This is a genomic window from Dyadobacter sp., assembly GCF_017744695.1.
GTDB lineage: Bacteria > Bacteroidota > Bacteroidia > Cytophagales > Spirosomataceae > Dyadobacter.
The window spans coordinates 53730-72049 of record NZ_JAGIAS010000009.1 but is presented as its reverse complement, the minus strand read 5'-3'; the positions used below and the strand labels follow the sequence as shown (position 1 = coordinate 72049).

At 46.7% G+C, this 18320-nt stretch carries 14 protein-coding genes; 11 read left to right on the top strand and 3 right to left on the bottom strand.

What is annotated here, in order from left to right; genetic code table 11:
• Window positions 1-6: 6 nt before the first annotated feature.
• Window positions 7-1560, bottom strand: coding sequence for an aldehyde dehydrogenase family protein (locus J7619_RS27090; RefSeq protein ID WP_291206524.1), 1554 nt, complete (start codon window positions 1558-1560; stop codon window positions 7-9).
• Window positions 1561-1882: 322 nt separating this feature from the next.
• On the opposite strand from J7619_RS27090, the gene J7619_RS27085 reads away from it, so the two are divergent.
• Window positions 1883-2809 carry an AraC family transcriptional regulator gene (locus tag J7619_RS27085; protein ID WP_291206521.1) on the top strand — a complete coding sequence of 309 codons (927 nt, stop codon included), beginning with the start codon at window positions 1883-1885 and terminating at the stop codon, window positions 2807-2809.
• A 216-nt stretch (window positions 2810-3025) separates the two neighbouring features.
• Here J7619_RS27085 and J7619_RS27080 read toward each other — a convergent pair whose 3' ends face one another.
• Window positions 3026-3502, bottom strand: coding sequence for a YdeI/OmpD-associated family protein (locus tag J7619_RS27080; RefSeq protein ID WP_291206518.1), 477 nt, complete (start codon window positions 3500-3502; stop codon window positions 3026-3028).
• Between the two features lie 15 nt (window positions 3503-3517).
• Entirely contained in the window at window positions 3518-4159 is a 642-nt protein-coding gene (locus J7619_RS27075; RefSeq protein ID WP_291206516.1) for a DUF1080 domain-containing protein, read from the bottom strand.
• Window positions 4160-4349: 190 nt separating this feature from the next.
• Here J7619_RS27075 and J7619_RS27070 point away from each other — a divergent pair, with 190 nt between their 5' ends.
• The 10 genes from J7619_RS27070 to J7619_RS27025 all read left to right on the top strand — a co-directional run bounded on the left by J7619_RS27070 (window position 4350) and on the right by J7619_RS27025 (window position 18028).
• Window positions 4350-6122 (top strand): ABC transporter ATP-binding protein, encoded by a 1773-nt coding sequence (locus J7619_RS27070; protein ID WP_291206513.1) that lies wholly within the window; start codon window positions 4350-4352, stop codon window positions 6120-6122.
• 114 nt (window positions 6123-6236) lie between these two features.
• Window positions 6237-7649 carry a capsule assembly Wzi family protein gene (locus J7619_RS27065; protein ID WP_291206510.1) on the top strand — a complete coding sequence of 471 codons (1413 nt, stop codon included), beginning with the start codon at window positions 6237-6239 and terminating at the stop codon, window positions 7647-7649.
• Window positions 7650-7747: 98 nt separating this feature from the next.
• Complete coding sequence (locus tag J7619_RS27060; RefSeq protein WP_291206507.1) at window positions 7748-9214, top strand: capsule assembly Wzi family protein; 1467 nt, start codon at window positions 7748-7750, stop codon at window positions 9212-9214.
• Between the two features lie 7 nt (window positions 9215-9221).
• Window positions 9222-9962, top strand: coding sequence for a tyrosine-protein phosphatase (locus J7619_RS27055; RefSeq protein WP_291206504.1), 741 nt, complete (start codon window positions 9222-9224; stop codon window positions 9960-9962).
• A gap of 301 nt (window positions 9963-10263) precedes the next feature.
• Window positions 10264-11013 carry a polysaccharide biosynthesis/export family protein gene (locus J7619_RS27050; RefSeq protein ID WP_409012771.1) on the top strand — a complete coding sequence of 250 codons (750 nt, stop codon included), beginning with the start codon at window positions 10264-10266 and terminating at the stop codon, window positions 11011-11013.
• 38 nt (window positions 11014-11051) lie between these two features.
• Entirely contained in the window at window positions 11052-13439 is a 2388-nt protein-coding gene (locus tag J7619_RS27045) for a polysaccharide biosynthesis tyrosine autokinase (RefSeq protein WP_291206498.1), read from the top strand.
• 276 nt (window positions 13440-13715) lie between these two features.
• Window positions 13716-14945, top strand: a complete 1230-nt coding sequence (locus tag J7619_RS27040; protein ID WP_291206471.1) for a lipopolysaccharide biosynthesis protein — start codon at window positions 13716-13718, stop codon at window positions 14943-14945.
• Entirely contained in the window at window positions 14942-15565 is a 624-nt protein-coding gene (locus J7619_RS27035; protein WP_291206467.1) for a CatB-related O-acetyltransferase, read from the top strand. The genes J7619_RS27040 and J7619_RS27035 overlap by 4 nt, the downstream gene beginning before the upstream one ends.
• A gap of 28 nt (window positions 15566-15593) precedes the next feature.
• Window positions 15594-16790, top strand: a complete 1197-nt coding sequence (locus J7619_RS27030; protein ID WP_291206464.1) for a polysaccharide pyruvyl transferase family protein — start codon at window positions 15594-15596, stop codon at window positions 16788-16790.
• Complete coding sequence (locus J7619_RS27025) at window positions 16787-18028, top strand: Coenzyme F420 hydrogenase/dehydrogenase, beta subunit C-terminal domain (RefSeq protein WP_291206461.1); 1242 nt, start codon at window positions 16787-16789, stop codon at window positions 18026-18028. Before J7619_RS27030 ends, J7619_RS27025 begins: the two co-directional genes overlap by 4 nt.
• The last annotated feature ends 292 nt before the right edge of the window (window positions 18029-18320 follow it).

The window sequence follows — 18320 nt, the reverse complement described above, 5'->3', positions numbered from 1 at the left end:
ACATCCTCAGAAAAATCCCAGCTTGTTCTTGTCGTACGAAATCAGCATGTTCTTGGTCTGGCGGTAGTAGCCCAACATCATTTTGTGGTTTTCCCTGCCAAAACCCGACTTTTTGTAGCCACCGAACGGAGCGTGGGCGGGATAGGCGTGGTAGTTATTCACCCACACCCTACCCGCCAGGATCGCCCGTGGTACCTGGTAAAGCTCATGCGCGTCGCGCGTCCACACGCCCGCACCTAACCCATACAATGTATCATTAGCAATCGCAATAGCCTCCTCGGTGGTTTTGAAAGTGGTCACGCACACTACCGGACCGAAAATCTCCTCCTGGAAAATCCGCATTTTGTTATGGCCTTTAAAAATCGTAGGCTGAATGTAGTAACCTCCCGAAATGCCGTTTTCGAAAGTCTGCGCATCTCCGCCGGTGAGTACTTCCGCGCCTTCTTCCTTGCCTATTTTCAGGTAAGACAAAATCTTCTCGTATTGATCGTTCGAAGCCTGCGCGCCCATCATGGTGGTACCGTCGAGCGGATGCCCCATTTTGATCGCCTTTGTGCGTTGAATTACTCTTTCGATGAACTTGTCGTAAATGCTTTCATGCACCAGCATCCGCGACGGACAGGTGCAAACCTCGCCCTGGTTCAATGCAAATAGCACGGCACCTTCGATGGCTTTGTCCAGGAAAGCATCATCTTCATCCATCACCGACGGGAAGAAAATATTAGGCGATTTACCGCCCAGCTCCATCGTCACCGGCACGAGGTTGTCGGAAGCGTACTGCATAATAAGCCGTCCAGTAGTGGTTTCACCCGTAAATGCGACCTTGGCCACGCGTGGCGACGATGCGAGCGGTTTACCGGCTTCTACACCAAAACCGGTAACAATATTGAGCACGCCGGCAGGCAGAATGTCCCCGATCAACTCCATGAGTATCATAATAGAAGTAGGCGTCTGCTCGGCCGGTTTGACCACCACGCAGTTACCCGCCGCCAGTGCCGGCGCGATTTTCCAGGTTGCCATCAGGAGCGGAAAGTTCCAGGGGATGATCTGCGCCACCACACCCAGTGGCTCGTGCAGGTTAATGCAAACCGTATTTTCGTCATGCTCTGAAATGCTGCCTTCCTCGGCGCGGATCACGCCGGCGAAGTAGCGGAAATGGTCGACGCAAAGTGGGAGGTCGGCTGCGCGGGTTTCGCGGATGGCCTTTCCATTATCAATGGTTTCGACGATCGCGAGGTATTCGAGGTTATCTTCTATTACCTGCGCAATTTTCAGAAGCAGGTTGCTGCGATTGGTGGCGGAAGTTTTACTCCAGGCCGGAAACGCAGCATGCGCCGCGTCGAGTGCCGCTTCTATATCCTCTTTCGTTGAGCGGGCGGCTTTGGTGAATACCTGCCCGTCAATAGGTGAAATATTTTCGAAGTACTCGCCTTTGGCCGGCGCGACAAATTGGCCGTTGATATAGTTGTCATATTTTTCCTTAAAATCAGGCCGTTTAGCCAGATTTTCGCTGCTGTAAGCCTTACTTTCAACTGCCGGTTTTTCGGTGATCGTATCCATGATTAAAGGTTATATTTAGAAATGATTAACAATACAAACCTAGCTTCGCCGGGCGTTAATCATTGGTACGATCGTGTCAAGTGTTAGGATAATTATCTCATTTTTTCGAAAAAGAGTTATATTTAAATGGATTAGTGGGAGGATGGAAGAAAGGACGAAGGAGTAAGGGTGGCCGGCGTAGCAAGGATTGTCACTTGTAGTCAGGCATAGTCATAGATGGACATTGATAGTCAGGTATTGTCACGAGTTTGTATTGATGTTGAGTTGTGGTGAAGCGTGTGGGAGCTGTAAGAGATGTTGAGGTTTAAAACAAAAGAAAACAATGGCAGCGGGTTTCAGATTGGATCAGGTGGCGGTTTCGGGGGAGAAATCGTTGAAAACGTTGGTGGAGAACCGCAGGGCATTCACGCTGGAAAACTGCGAGTTGAACCTGTTTGAAACTTTGCAACCTTCGGCACTTGTGCCGCTTACTTTCCCGGATTTTGTAGTGACCAGCATGCTGCGGGGCAAAAAAGTCATGCATTTGTTCGACCAGCCAGGATTTGATTACCTTCCCGGAGAAACGGTGCTGGTACCTGCGAATGTGACGATGAAAATCGACTTCCCCGAGGCTCAGCGCGACAATCCCACCCAATGCATTGCCCTGGCCATCGACCAGATGAAAATCCAGCAGATCGTAGACCGCCTCAGCGAGACCTATCCCCGCGAAGGCCGGCAGCAGTTCTGGTCCTTGCAGCATAACCAGTATCATTTCCTCAATAACATCGAACTGGCACAGACGCTCAACAAACTGATTAAAATCTGTTCCGGCTCAGCGTTAGGTAAAGACATTCTCGCTGATCTGACGTTGCAGGAGCTCATTGTACATATTATCCAGACACAACACCTTGCCGCCACCGACGATGCCTCCTACCAACACGAAGACAATCCGCTGGCATTTGTTGTGAATTATATCAAAGCCAATATCAATGAAAAGATCCAGGTAGAAGACCTGAGCGAGAAGGCTTGCATGAGCCGGGCGTCGTTCTACCGCGCGTTCAAACGCGAGTTCAGCATCAGCCCTCTGGATTTTATATTGCGGGAAAAGATTAAAAAGGCAAAACAGCTCCTGTCGCACACCAAGGATAGCATTTCCGACATCTGCTATCAGCTGGGGTTCTCTGATTTGAATTACTTCGGCCGGCAATTCCGTAAATCCGAAGGCATTTCTCCGAGCCAGTACCGGAATGTCTCTAACCGCGATGAATGATGTTTTTTGGTCAAGTCTTATCATTTGTAGTCAGGCGTTGTCATTCGTAGTCAAATATTGTCAAGTGTAGTCATGTATTGAGAGGAAAATAATTCATGACTACACCTGACTACTCGTGACAATCAGTGACAATTCCTAACCACACTTCACTACTCCTGACAATCAGTGACAATACTTCACTACACTTGACTATTCCTGACAACGTCTGACACTTCTTTACACAATACGTCCAGCTTTAAGGCGGTCCGTCATCATAATGGAGCGGTCAATCCTTACCTGGACCGATTTGGCGCTGGCAATATAGTGGATAATAGCCCGTTGGTTCACCGGTTTGGCATTTTCAAATAGCCGCTTCGCTTCTTCATCCTGCGCCAGCAATTCCTGCAATTCCTCTGGCATATCCCTGCCATACTCACTGTCGTCTTTTCGAACAGTCGCGTGCAGTTTCTGGCCTAACACCAGCTTACCCTGCTGACGAAGCTGAGTGGCTACATTAATATAAAAGCCTCCCCCACCCTTCGAACGGATCGCGCACTGGAAATGCACCTGGCCGTTGATCACGCAGCGCACACGCGCGGGCTTACGTCCTTCGACGAATTGCGCAGCTACCTCATCGGGCACTATCATATAAAATTCGCCTCCCTTTTTGGGGAAGCGTTCCAACATCGATTCGAAATGAACTTCTTCTTCCATCGGAAGCAATGTGGGTTATTCGGTTAGCGGTCTTACCTGGATGTCTTTGTAGTACACCACACTCTTGGGGTCGTGCGCCTGCAATGCAAATGTACCTTGTTTCAGGAATCTATTCTTCATCTCGCCCTCACGTTTGTCAACGCCGGTTTCCTCATAATCTACCACTACCTTGTCGTTGATTTTAATAGTAATGTGCTTGCCTTCCACTTTGATATACTCGGTATACCATTCATTGTCTTTCACGTAAGTATCTTTTACGTCGATCACATTGTAAAGGCTACCGGTGCGCTTGTAGTCTGTATGCGACTGGTTAACCTGCACTTCGTAACCTACCGCCGGCCAGCCATCTTCCTGGTAAGTAGTATGGATGAAAATACCAGAGTTCGAGCCCGGCGTAGTCTTAACCTGTGCCCTAAATTCAAAGTTTTTGAACATGTGGTTTTTAACCGGCCCTTCATAAAAAAGGTGCGCCCGCGGCCCGGCCACTTTAATGGTGCCATCCTCGATCGTGAAGGAACCGGCATTCGCACCGATTTTCCAACCGGTAAAGTCTTTTCCGTTGAACAGGCTGATCCAGCCGTCCTGTGCGTGTGCAGAAATTCCAAGGGCAATGCTCAGCAAAACAGCGCTGCAAAAAACGTGCATTAATCTTTTCATAAAATTCCGGTTTGGTAGTTCAAAAAGGTTGGTTTGTCAAAATCGGTCAACGTGTAACTAAACCGCAAACTCCTAAAAACTACTGATTCTTCACGCAAAGTTTACCGACCGGGAGGCAACCTTCGAATGCATTTTGTGGTTTAGTGAGCCGGGGGACGTTCCGTCGTTCCTGCAACCACTGATTTTTAGCATGAAGAATCCCTATTTGTCCCTGCTCGCTACGGCCTGGCGCTATGCCCGGCAGCAACGCAGCCGCTACCTGCTCGTGTATGGAATGTTTGTGATGGCCAACCTCGTACTGGCGGCGCATCCGCTGCTTTATGGCTGGTTTATCCAATCCATCCAACAGGATGCAGAGGGCACCTTACGCAACGTGTGGGTGTACGGGGGCGCATACCTGGGCCTGATCCTGCTCGAATGGGCGTTCCACGGGCCCGCACGCGTGATGGAACGTAAACTGGCATTCGACCTGAGCCGCAATTTTCTCGACGAATTGTATCACCAGGCGTTGCATTTACCTATTCGCTGGCACCAGGACCACCACAGCGGCGCGACCATCAACCGCATACGTAAGGCATACGAAGCATTGAAGGACTTCTTTCAGAACGGCTTCATGTTCCTGCACGCATTTGCCAAATTCATATTTTCCTTCGTCGCGATTATCTGGTTCTCCCCCCTGTTTGGCGCGGTGGGCGTACTCATTGGTGTTATCAATGTGTATGTGATTTTTAAATTTGATAAGCCCTTCATTAAGGCGCTCGACGAATCCAACGAGAAAGAGCACATTGTTTCCTCTACACTGTTTGACAGCCTTTCCAATATCATCACCGTCATCACACTAAGGCTTGAAAAACGGATGAAAATCAGTTTGATGAGCAAGGTAGCCGACGTATTTCCTCCTTTCCGGCGATCGGTGTCGATTAACGAATGGAAGTGGTTTGTGGCAAGCGTGTTTATTGCGATCATCTACATTGTAGTAACCATCGGCTACGTCTACCAGCATTATGTGCCGGGCGAAGTGTTCCTGGTCGGCGGGCTGGTTACGCTGCTGAGTTATGTCAACCAGTTTACCTCAGTATTTCAGGACATTGCCTGGCAATACACCGAGATCATCCGCTACAACACCGAAGTACAAACTGCCCGGGCCATCGGCGAGGCCTATCGCGAGCATCACCGCATCGACGAGGCCGGTGACCTTCCGGAAAACTGGCAGGAAATCCACATCAGCAATCTGAATTTCTCCCATGGCGAAGTCTACGATGCGGAAAAACAGGCCCACAGCCTCCACGGGCTCGATATCCGCGTTCGCCGCGGCCAGCGCATCGCTTTCATCGGCGAAAGCGGTAGCGGGAAAAGTACGCTGCTTGCCTTGCTAAGAGGTTTGTATCAACCTGAAAAGGACGTGAAAGTAACCGTCGACGGCCGGTACGAAGCAGCCATTGAAATGCTTGCTGACCAGGTGACGCTCTTTCCGCAGGACCCCGAGATTTTTGAAAATACCATTGCCTACAACATTACCCTCGGGTTGCCATTCGAAGAAGACGACATTATGCAGGTTTGCGAAACTGCCCATTTCGCAGAGGTAGTCGAAAAGCTACCGAGACGCCTCGAATCCAGCATCCAGGAAAAGGGTGTAAACCTCTCGGGTGGCCAGAAGCAACGCCTCGCGCTCGCACGCGGCATCCTCGCAGCACGCACGAGCGACATTGTGCTGCTCGATGAGCCGACCAGCAGTATCGACCCGAAAACCGAATCGGCGATTTATGATAAAATGTTTGCCGAATTCAGTGGCAAAGCCGTCGTGTCGACACTCCACCGGCTACATTTGCTCACCAAGTTCGATTACGTATACATCCTCCGCGATGGCTACCTGATCGACGAAGGAACATTTGATCATCTTCACCGGAACAGCCCGGCATTCCAGGACTTGTGGCGGCATCAGGAGACGCTCGCCGGGCGGTAAGTCACCTGTTGGGAACTATATTATCATTTAGTAAAATCCTCTATAAAATTAGTTTGACCGATCATTGAAATGTAACGTTGTTCCTTATATTTGGTTAAGCTCAACGTTATATGCATGAAAATAAGCCTATTACCATTTCTTTTTGTATTATTCTCTCATTTGACCTTTGCGCAGGGATCACTGTATAAATTAAACCTTGAAGCGCAGGGATCGGTCACAACAAATGATGTGGTGCCGTTCTGGATGCGGAGCAATCAATACGGAAGTACTCCATTGGAGGGTGGTTCGGCGAGCTTCATCGTCAGGTCTGAAAAAGTATTTGCCCCTTCACGCGACAAGTTCTTCGATTGGGGCGCAGGATTGGAAGGCCGCTTGAATGCAGGCAGCAGCGTGAAAGCACTACTCATTCAGGGATACGGAAAAGTGCGGCTCGGCGCCTTTCAAATACGTGGCGGCCGTTTTCGCGAAACCATCGGGCTGACCGACACATTGTTGACTTCCGGCAGTTTCTCCGTCTCGGGTAATGCCCTGGGTATCCCCAAAGTAGAGCTCTCCGTGCCCGAATTTTACGCCATTCCAATACTCAAAAGGTTTATCGCTGTCAAGGGAAGCTACGCACATGGCTGGATGGGTACCCTGGCAATCCAATTCCCCTATCGACAAGTGGATGAAGCCAGAACATACCTGCATCAAAAATCCCTTTACCTGCGTTTCGGAACGCCGACTTCAAAACTCAAAGTTTTCGCAGGCCTGAACGACAACGTGCAGTGGGGAAACAACAAGTCTATTTTCTCAAAAAATGAGTTTACACTTTCGCGCTGGGAAGAATACAGCTACGTCGTGCTCAGCAAGCGCTTTGAATACTCCCAGGTCGGAAACCACCTGGGCTCCGTGGATCTCGGTCTTACCTACGACACCGGGTCGTTAACCATTATGCTCTACCGTCAGAGCTTTTACGACAAAGACGGCCTCAAACACCTGGCCAATGCAGCCGATGGACTAAATGGAATAAGTTTTACAACCAAAGCCCCTGCTGATGAGCGGTTTCGGTTGAAAAAGGTGACATTTGAAGCAGTTTATACCAAAAATCAGGCAGCAGATGCCGTGAAGCGGCTTGGGCTGCTGGGTTACGAGGATTATTATAATAATTATATATACCGCAAAGGCTGGTCTTATTACGGTAACGTACTCGGAACTCCCCTGATCACCACCACTTTGGACGGCAAGAGCGAGCTTCCCAGAAATGAGCGGGAATACTTCATCAACAACCGTCTGCTGGCATTTCACGGTGCTGCCTCGGCAAACTCCAAATCATGGTCAGCACTTCTTAAGCTAACATACTCAACGAATTACGGAACATTTTCGACCGGAAAGGCATTTGGTAAACGTTCGCAATTTTCCGGTTACCTGGAAGCTCGCAAAGTATTCAGGCACGATTTTAGTTTAGGATTGGCGGCGGCTCTTGACGCCGGCGATGTGTTACCCTCCTCTGTGGGAGTAATTACGAAACTGGCAAAATCATTTTGACGCCAAACGGATTGTTCAAGGAATAATTCAAACTGCATTCCTTCAATGGTTGGATAATTGATCGGAGTCAGTAACTTTGCTTGTACTCAACGTAAAACATGAAGAAAATCCTGATTGCACTTTTGTGCACAACACCCCTCCTTAACGCCCAGGCCCAATTTCCATACGTTCGATTTGGTCTGGAAGGTCAGGCCGGCTTTACTTCTAATGACCAGGTTCCCTTCTGGATGCGTTCCAATCAATTCGGAAGTGTCCCATTGTCAGGACCTTCGGCAAGCCTGATCGGCAGCGCCCGCGTAGACTATGACACCTCCAAGACCAAACTCGTCGACTGGGGAGCATCTCTACAAGTTCGTGGCAACGCCGGGAAAGGTTCCAACCTGACACTCATTGAAGGCTACGGCAAACTCCGCATAGGTATATTTCAGTTGCAAGGCGGCCGGATCAAGGAAGTAATGGGATTATCCGACACCCTGCTGACCTCGGGAAACTATGCGATATCCGGCAATGCGCTGGGCATCCCAAAGGTTCAGATTTCGATACCCGAGTATTATCCGATCCCATTTTTGGGACGTTTTGTGGCATTTAAGGGCAACTTCGCTCACGGCTGGGTCGGCAAGACGCCGGTGCAATATGGAGACACGAACATGACGACCACGCAATTTCACCAAAAGTCGCTTTACGTACGGCTGGGTAAGCCGGCAGCCAGATTCAAATTGTATGGAGGATTTAATCATCAGGTGTTTTTTGGGGATGAGAAGTATGTGTGGTCGGAGAAAACATTTGGTAAAAACAGATTCGAGCTTCGCGGGTTGGAGACTTACGAATATGTGATTTTCGGAAAGGTCTGGAACTCCAGCAAGGTAGGCAACCATATGGGATCAATCGACGTCGGTTTTGAGTACGATTTCAAAAACGTGAAGCTGCTCGCCTACCGCCAGACCTTTTATGAAGTCGGGGGGCTTGCCCACCTTTCCAACGTAAAAGACGGGCTTCACGGACTGAGCATCATCAACAAAACCATCAGCACAGGTAAAGTAAAGTGGAACAAGCTACTGTTCGAATTCCTTTACACCAAGAACCAGGGAGGAGAGGCAGGGTCTAAGATTACTCCTTCCGGTGATGAAGACTATTATAACAATTATCTATACAAGGAAGGATGGTCTTATCAAACCGTAGGACTGGGCACACCACTAATTACCAATCGACGGGATATGAGAAAGGGTTTGCCGACATACCCGATGGATTATTTCACCAACAACCGGGTCGTTGCTTTCCATTTCGGCTTTGCAGGCTCAGCTGGGCCGCTGGGGATTATGACTAAACTTACTTACTCCACCAATTACGGTACCTTCGGAACGAGCCTCGTCGGCCATACCACCGGTACCATTCATACTGAGCCAATTTATGGAATATTTAAAGCAACAAGACAATTTTCAGGAATGCTTGAAGTAAATCGCGAGTTAATGAATGGATTTAAGATAGCAGGGATAGTGGCGTTTGACAATGGAAAGCTTCTTTATAACTCTGCAGGATTCCAGATAAAGCTCTCCAAAACGTTTTAATTGCAATATGCTAAGTTGGTTATTCGGAAAAAGTAAGACCGCAGAAATAGTTCAGTTGGACAGAATCGGGATCGATATTCACTCCCATTTGATTCCGGGGATTGACGATGGGGTCGAAACGGTGGAGGAGTCGATAGAAATGATCCTCAAGATGAAGGAGCTGGGATACTCGCATATCATCACCACCCCGCACGTGATATGGGATTGCTACAGAAACACTCCGGACATCATACGCCAAGGCTTAAAACAAGTTCGGGATGCCTGCCGTGACGCGAATATTGAAGTCAATGTACAAGCGGCCGCCGAATATTTCATCGACGAACATTTCGTTGAAATGCTCTCGAAAGGCGAAGAGCTACTCACTTTGCCTGGCAAGCGGTTGCTCGTTGAATTACCTTATTCAACGCCGCTGATGAATACTTCCGAAACTTTGTTCGGAATCCTGGCAAAAGGATACCAGCCGGTCCTCGCCCATCCCGAGCGTTACACCTACTTCCACTCGCAACCTGAGGTATTTCAAAAGCTGGTAGCACAAGGGTGCGAATTGCAAGTAAATGTTTTATCGCTTAGCTCCTACTACGGTCCCAACGTTCAGAAAATGGCCAACTGGTTACTGGAAAAACAGTTAGTGAGCTTTTTAGGATCCGACGCCCACAAGATGGGGCATCTCGATATGATTTCGAAATGTGACAAAAACGGCTGGCTATCCAAATATCCATTCCAGAATGAAAAACTTGTATCAAAATAGCATCGATAATTGAATTTATTTTATATTTGTATTAAATATCAAAAAAGCATCCGAATAGTAAAATATTAAGATTTGCCAGTATCGCAAAAATTGCTCCAATTGGTAATTCCGAAATTCCAGGCCCCGGCCGCAAGCCGTTGAATTAAGAATATCCAGTAAGTATCACCCAGAAATAGGCTCTATAACAATTAGTTAATACATACCTAATTTTATCTCAATACTCAACATCGTTATGCGCACTTTCAGTCAATCAGGACTAGCAGCCACAATCACTATTATTTTTTTCGCGACAATCGCAGGAATGACGTCATGCGTGTCACCAAAATCGATTGTATATTTCCAAGGAGACTCAACCAGATATTATTCGCAGGAGGTTACTCAAAAATATGTCCCGACGATTCAGCCAAGCGACATGCTTTCAATCATTGTTGGAAGTTTGAATGCAGAAGCGAACGAGGTTTTTAATACCCCTAACCAGTTTACGACGGCCAGTACCAACTATTCAAGCACGGGCGGTGCTCGCGTTCAACCACTGGGTTATCTGGTTGATCATGACGGTAATATTGAGATCCCATTGGTGGGAAGAATGAAAGTTTCTGGGTTACGCACAAACGATGCAGCCGACAGTATCCGGATCAGGTTAAAGGAATTCCTCAAAGAGCCCTCGGTAATTGTCCGGAACCTCAACTTCAAAGTATCGGTGCTGGGAGAAGTGAAACTACCGGCTGTTTACGTTATTCCGGATGAAAAAATCACTTTGCCCGAAGTACTGAGCTTGGCTGGTGACCTTACTATTTATGGTAACAGAAGTAATGTAATGATCATCCGCGAGGAAAACGGGAAACGGGAATATGCACGACTGGACCTTACATCCAGAGATGTGTTCAACTCGCCTTATTACTACCTTCATAAAAACGATATCATTTATGTCGAACCCGTCAAAGCAAGAATGCTAGATACCGATAGCAGGATCAGAACAGTCCCTATCATCGTAGCAGTTGTAGGTGGTATCAGCACGCTGGGGATTTTAATAATCAATCTGACAAAGTAGCACCGCTAGTAAATAGAAAGTTCCTTACACTCAACGTTATGAAAAACAACATCTCAAACACCTCTTCACAAGATATTTTTGATGAGGAAGGACAGGATTTCAACTTCAACGAATACGTCGCCCGATACTTCAGGTATTGGTATCTGTTTCCGATATTCGTTTTCCTTTGCTTGACAGCAGCGTTTTTTTACCTGCAGACAACCCAGCCCGTTTACAGCACCAAGACAAGCATCCTTATTAAGGACGAAAACAAAGGGCTAAGCGGGGCACAAGGCGACATCCTATCCGAGCTAAGTTCTCAATTCGGCGGAAATAAGCTTGTTGAAAACGAGCTCGAGATCATCAAGTCGCAAACGTTGATGGAGCAGGTAATTAAAGAGTTAAATCTTGATGTTGCCTACACATCAAAGGACGGTTTGCGCACTGTTAACCTGTACAAAAGAAGCCCTGTTATCGTAAAGGCGGAAGTGATTAATCCATTCGGTTATCAGGAACCCATGGTTATCCATGTGGAAGACAGCACTCACTTCAGGTTCAATGATGAAGAAAAGCTATTTACGTTCAATCAGCGGTTCAACAACGCCTGGGGAGCATTTATTGTTACCAAGGGAGTTGACTCTGAATACAAAGATGTGAAGTTACACTTTACTGAGGTCAAACAACTTGCGGAAGATATGCTTACCCGCCTTTCAGTTGAACAACCAAACGTTAAAAGTACAGTTCTTGAATTGATTTACGAGGATTCCGATGTACAACGTTCAAAAGACGTGCTCAATAAGTTACTGGATGTTTATGTCCAGTCTTCATTGAGCGACAAAAACAGCGAAGCAAGCAATACACTTAAATTCATCGAAAATCGTCTTGGATTGATTACTGGTGAGCTCGGCGACGTAGAAAAAGATGTCGAATCTTACAAAACCAATCAGGGAATTACCGATATCAGTGCAGAATCTCAATTATTTCTTGAAAACATCAAAGAGAACGATTCGAAGCTCAACGAAGTAAATACAAAAATAAGTATTCTGGAAAGCGTTGATAATTACATTCAGAATGCTGGTGAAGGTGCAGTTGCTCCTGCAACATATATGATCGACGACCCTGTATTGGTCTCTCTTTTGACAAAATTCAATGAACTCGAATTGCAAAGAGAACGGTACGCCCGCACAACTTCGCCCAATAACCCGCTCCTAGAGACGATCAATACACAACTTGCCGGCACCAGACAGTCTATCCGCGAAAACGTGCAGAACTTAAAGCGTGGGATGGCCGTAACGAAAAGAAACCTCGAAGGCATCAATACTAGGTTTTCAGCCGGGCTGCGGAGTATACCTAAAAAAGAACGGGAATTTGTCGGCATCAAGCGCCAGCAATCGATTAAGGAAGAACTCTATCTTTACCTACTCCAGAAGCGGGAAGAAACTGCGCTGGCTTACGCATCTACTGTTACCGATAGCCGGTTGATAGACGCGCCGATTTCAAGCTTCAAGCCGATTAAACCGAAGAAATCCCTGATATGGCTTGGAGCCGGGGCTGCCGGGATGGTTATTCCTATCCTGCTGATCAATCTGCTTTTTATGCTGAATAACACCGTCCAACGCAGAGAAGAGATTGAAAAAGTTACTCACTCAGCAATTCTGGGTGAAATTGGGCAAATGAAGGCCCTTGCCGCCACTATTCCCGGTGAGGAAGCTATCATAAAAATGACCAGTCGAAGTGCCGTAGCAGAGCAATTCAGGGCACTCAGAACCAACCTCCAATACCTTGGGGACGGAACTTGCCGGGTAATCATGTTCACATCATCGATTGGTGGTGAAGGCAAGAGCTTTGTGAGTATTAACCTCGCCGCCAGTCTTGCCTATTCCGATAAGAGAGTCCTCCTGATCGGATTGGATCTTCGTAAACCAACGTTACATGAACGATTGGGCGTAACAAACCGGTTTGGAGCATCTAACTGTCTGATCGGACAAGGCCGTCCGGAAGAATTCATCCAATCTACAGGCGTGCACCCCAAATTCGACGTACTTACGAGCGGTCCTATCCCTCCCAACCCGTCGGAGCTTCTAAGCAACGGGCGACTGCCTATCCTTCTCGAGGAGCTCAAAACGCAATACGATTATATTCTTATCGACTCACCTCCATATGGCTTGGTGACAGACTCCGCACTCATTGCTGAGCATGCAGATGCCACGCTGTACATCGTTCGTTTCAATTACACGATTCTCGATCACCTGAAACGAATTGGAGAGCTTCAACACGTACGTAGATTCAGTAACCTGGCAGTCATCTTCAATGGTGTAAACTACGGTGCGGGTTACGGCTATGGTTACGGCTATGGAGGCTACGGATACGGCTATTATGCCGAGGAAGGGCAAGCAAATACGGGAACACTAACAACCAAAATCAAGAAATTGGTTACCAGGGCCTAGTTATACTTCCGGGCGCACAACCTTGCGGTTGATGCGCCCGGAAGTAAGCTATTTTCTACCTGACAGTCTAGGCATGTATTCCTCATGCCATGTTCAATTCATTGATCGGTCGGTCTTTTTTGTGCTGTTAATGTTCAGTTCAAACGTTAGCGCACTGGCATAAAAGCATCGCACTTTTCCGGGGATAAGAGATCCGTATCAGGTCTCTGTAACATCAGCTCGGCAGAAAATAGAGTACCCTTACAGCTATTTTGTTCATCCGATAAATTGCTTAAAGTGGCTATTTCCATTCAATCCCTTCAACGACAGGCAAGTAATTCCAACTTGACCTTTCCTGCCTCAGTCCTGATCAGGCAAGGTCTGAGTTTTCTTACAAACCTTTTACTGGCACGTACCCTGCTGCCGGATGAATACGCCACGTATGTGACGTACTATAATTTTAGTGTATACATCGTACTTGCAGCAAATTTCGGATTCAGCGAATACATGCTGGTAAAATCGAATCAGCAAAACACAATCGAACGATACCTTGCCTTCTTCCTTTCCTTATCCGTCAGCATTTTCACAATAGCATTTGCAACGATAACGATGGTGGATTCCAGCCCGCTTTATTACCTGGTATTAACAAAGGTATTTCTTGAAACCATAATTCCCGAACTCTTATTACCATGGTATCAAAAGACGGCCAACTTCAAGAAATTGACAACTATCAATTTTGCATTTTCTGTTCTTTCAACCGGAATGCTCATTCTGTTATTCTTTTTTGAAATTCCATTAACACTTTTCTTAACCGGCAGCATAATAGTATCAATAGTAGTCACCGCACAACAGCTTTACAACATTCTGAAAAAATCGGATGTTGCTGCAATACCAACCGGGTTTTCCCTTATCAGTAGCGATCTGATTAATTACGGTCTCAACTATGTAACTATCCCGGTCTACATGCGGCTAGTCCCTTTTCTAGTCGTAATACTTCTTAAAGGTAAGGAAGTGGCCGAATTCAATTTGGCATTCACTATTTCATCTGCCGCATTGATTCTTTCGATGTCTAAAATCAAAATAATACTGCCAAAACTGATTGAAGATTCTCAGCCGTTTAACGTAGCTTTAAAAAGCATCAGCAGTATTTCGGCAGTCAACCTTGGAATATTGATATTGTTCATTATATCCGGGAAACCGATTATCCATCTGGCGTTCGGCGAAACCTACGACAATCTATACATTCTCACAGTCTTGTTGCTCGTAGCAAATTTCCTGCAAAGTATCAGTGGTATTCTTGCCGCCGTATTGGTAGCGAAAAAGTTTCAGAAACAAAAGCTGAAAATTCAGATCGAAGTCATAGTGACGTTCGCGATAGCGGCGACCTTGTTAATAATGGTGCTGGGTATTTATGGAGCCATTCTTGCTGTTGTACTAATGTATATCCAGGTCATCATCAGAACAGCATTTACCTTAAATAACCTTGGTTTTATCTCTTTCAGCTCGTTAAGAAATACAAAAGAATGAGTTCCATATTTCATCGCATAACCGTACGTATATTCAAACACTTGCCGGAAAAGCTAAAAAAAGTGGTGTTCAAAGTTTTGCGTAGACGCGAAATGGACTCCGATCTTTTGAGGGAATTATTTCAAATACAATACCGCGTTGCTGTCGGAAAGTATTCATATGGCTGTTTCGATCCCGAGCGAATTCCTGCCGGAACTCAAATTGGTCGCTATTGCTCGTTTGGTCCGGGTGTACGGATATTTAACGGGAACCATGGAATAAATTGGGCGTCGACTCACCCCTACTTGTATAATCCGAGACTGGGTTATGTCGAACAGGAAAGAATATCCCGGAACGCACTGGTTATTGGAGACGATGTTTGGATTGGCGCCAATGCGATTATCCTGCCTAATGTAGGGTCGATTGGTACAGGCGCAGTTATCGGTGCGGGCGCTGTTGTAACAAAAGATGTTCCGGCATTTGCCATTGTTGCCGGCAATCCGGCCACTTTCATACGGTCTCGGTTTGAGCAGAAACACCAGGAGGCAATTTTAAACAGCGGTATATTCAATTTGCCAAAGGATGCATTTGTGGCGAAAATGAAATTCATGTACGACATAAAAGAATTCGAAAAGCTATAACTAATACCCAATACAAATAATTATAGAAATGAGCTCTCAACAACACAGATTTCTACTCCTTGGAGTATCTTACAATAGTGACAACAGAGGAGTAAATGCCCTGGGTATCGGTGCTGCAACTTTGCTGTATAAACAGTACGAAGATTGCAAAATCGACGTGCTCTGTGTCGAAAACGGGCCCTGGAAATCGGACTATAAATTTGAATACAACGGCGCCACTAAAAATATCGACGTCTACTACATAAGATTCAGGACTTTACTCACACATGTACTTCGCGTGAGGGCACTGTCGCTTTTCGGAAAAAAGGACTTCGACGACCCGATCAGTCAGCTCATACTCGGTGCGCGTACCGTGTACAATGTAAACGAGGGAGATTCTTTCAGTGACATTTACGGTTTCAGGCGACAAATCCGTCACGTCCTTGATTCATATTTGGCATTGCTATTAAGGAAACCATTGGTCTTTCTGCCTCAAACAATCGGACCATTCAAAACACCTACAGGTAAATCTCTGGGATCCTTTATTTTGAAACGCTGCAAGAACGTCTTTGTGAGAGATACCAAAGCAATTTCCCTTTTAGATGAAATTGACGTTAAGTACCAGCTTTTCAGGGACATGGCAGTGGTAATGCAACCCAAAAAAGTTGAGCTAGCTGGCCTGAGCCCAAAAACTGTCGGGCTGAATATCAACGGATTAATGTATTTTGGAAGCTACGCTGCGATGGCAGGAGCTTACAGTTCTTATAAACAGTTCGTTCATAAATTGATATCCGAGCTTCTCAAAAATGGATATCCTGTTCTGCTAATTCCTCACACCTACAATGCCGATAGCCCTAATACGGAAGATGATCTCGTCGCGTCGAATCAAATACTCAAGGAGTTTGGCAATGATAAATCTATCTCAGTAATCGATAAAAACTATTCGGCACAGGAGCTGAAATACATTGTTTCGCAGTGCTACTTTTTTATGGGCTCACGTATGCACTCGTGCATCGCCGGACTTTCATCCTCGGTGCCCACGATTGGCCTTGCATATAGCTACAAATTTGAAGGAACGTTCGCAAACTTTGGCCAACAGAGCCGGGTCATTAACCTGTCGTCGCTGTCGTCGGAAAACATCGACGCAACAGTTAACCAAATACTTACACTCGTAGGGCAGCGCGATCAAATTCAGTCCGAATTAGCCACATCAAACGCTGGCGAGAAAAACTATCCAATATTATGAAAACTCAATCAAGATCATCTATCGGGGCTGTGCTGAATAACAACCTTTGTGTAGGTTGCGGTTTGTGCGCAGGCAAGTTCAACGGAAAGATAAGTCTGGGTTTCAACAAGGCTGGTTTTTTGCGTCCTCAGGAGGTTGAAGCATTAACCAGTGAAGAAAACAAAGAGTTTGAAAAGTTTTGCCCGGGATTAAATATCGAGAACAGTCTCACGTTCGAAAATAATTTTCAAAATGATCCGATCTGGGGAATATACAGCCGGATGTGCACCGGATATGCGACCGATAGCGAAAGCAGGCAACTGGGGTCTTCCGGGGGTGTGTTAACTGCCGTGTCGGGCTACCTCCTGTCTTCCGGGACGGTCCAGGCCGTGATTCAGGTAGGAGCATCGGCGAGCGAACCGCTTTATATCGAAAGCAAGGTAAGCACAGATACCACTGCGACTGTCCAAAATGCTGGCTCGCGTTATGCTCCATCTGCAACACTTCTCGGCCTCGAAAGAGCACTTGAAGTGTATGATAGGCTGGCGGTAGTAGCAAAACCTTGCGAAATCGCTGCGGTAAGGCAATATCAGAAACTGTACCCGGAAAAAGGCAGCAAAATTAAGTATCTGCTGTCATTTTTCTGCGCAGGCGTGCCTAGTATGCGCGGAACCGAAGCAGCGATCAGAAGCTTGGGCGGCGAGCCGAGCGAAGTCCAGTCGTTACGGTACCGTGGAGATGGCTGGCCTGGCTACTTCAAGTTCACCGACAAGGCTGGTAACGAGCACAAAATGACTTACAACGATTCGTGGGGGCGGATTCTGAATCAATACCTTCAATTCCGTTGCAAAATTTGCCCCGACGGCACCGGCGAACAGGCGGATCTGGTTTGTGCCGACGCTTGGGAAGAATCCAGCGATGGCTACCCGGATTTCGAACAAAGACCCGGAAGAAGCCTGATCGTGACCCGTACTAAAAAAGGAGACGAGCTATTGGACGGGGCACTGGCACAAAACGCAATAAATATCGAAGAAGCGTCATTCGACGTATCGCTGTTGAAACGGATTCAGCCTTATCAGCATGCGAGAAAGGCCAACGTCATCCCGAGGGTGATGGCTATGAAAGTGTTGCTCATGAAAACACCTTCCTTTGAATGGCGTACATTGATGCGAGCTTCGAAAAAAGCTACAAAAATCGAAAATATCCGAAATTTTCTAGGGATGACGAAAAGACTCTTAAAAGCGCCGAAATCGGCATAAGTACGAACAAACAGTACGACTTGCACTCATGCTAACAGCGATTTTTATACCACTATTTGTTCTGACACTCTTGTTTAGTTACTACAAAGGACTAAAAAAGGGTGTTTACCTATGCGTTGCGCTTTACTTTTCAATTCCAAGTTACATACCTGTCTTTTATGTGGCCGGCCTACCGATCATCAGTTTTACCAGGATATTAACATTCCTTCTGCTGGGTGCCATCCTGATGTTTCATGGAAAACCATTCGTGAAGAGGATCCGAACATTCCCATTGTTCAGGAGTTACCAGGCT

Excerpts from the sequence above, each read along its gene's own strand:
- J7619_RS27090 (WP_291206524.1), bottom strand. The coding sequence starts at position 1,560 with ATGGATACGATCACCGAAAAACCGGCAGTTGAAAGTAAGGCTTACAGC.
- J7619_RS27055 (WP_291206504.1), top strand. The coding sequence starts at position 9,222 with ATGCTAAGTTGGTTATTCGGAAAAAGTAAGACCGCAGAAATAGTTCAG.
- J7619_RS27065 (WP_291206510.1), top strand. The coding sequence starts at position 6,237 with ATGAAAATAAGCCTATTACCATTTCTTTTTGTATTATTCTCTCATTTG.
- J7619_RS27030 (WP_291206464.1), top strand. The coding sequence starts at position 15,594 with ATGAGCTCTCAACAACACAGATTTCTACTCCTTGGAGTATCTTACAAT.
- J7619_RS27070 (WP_291206513.1), top strand. The coding sequence starts at position 4,350 with ATGAAGAATCCCTATTTGTCCCTGCTCGCTACGGCCTGGCGCTATGCC.
- J7619_RS27085 (WP_291206521.1), top strand. The coding sequence starts at position 1,883 with ATGGCAGCGGGTTTCAGATTGGATCAGGTGGCGGTTTCGGGGGAGAAA.
- J7619_RS27075 (WP_291206516.1), bottom strand. The coding sequence starts at position 4,159 with ATGAAAAGATTAATGCACGTTTTTTGCAGCGCTGTTTTGCTGAGCATT.
- J7619_RS27060 (WP_291206507.1), top strand. The coding sequence starts at position 7,748 with ATGAAGAAAATCCTGATTGCACTTTTGTGCACAACACCCCTCCTTAAC.
- J7619_RS27050 (WP_409012771.1), top strand. The coding sequence starts at position 10,264 with ATGACGTCATGCGTGTCACCAAAATCGATTGTATATTTCCAAGGAGAC.
- J7619_RS27025 (WP_291206461.1), top strand. The coding sequence starts at position 16,787 with ATGAAAACTCAATCAAGATCATCTATCGGGGCTGTGCTGAATAACAAC.
- J7619_RS27045 (WP_291206498.1), top strand. The coding sequence starts at position 11,052 with ATGAAAAACAACATCTCAAACACCTCTTCACAAGATATTTTTGATGAG.
- J7619_RS27035 (WP_291206467.1), top strand. The coding sequence starts at position 14,942 with ATGAGTTCCATATTTCATCGCATAACCGTACGTATATTCAAACACTTG.
- J7619_RS27080 (WP_291206518.1), bottom strand. The coding sequence starts at position 3,502 with ATGGAAGAAGAAGTTCATTTCGAATCGATGTTGGAACGCTTCCCCAAA.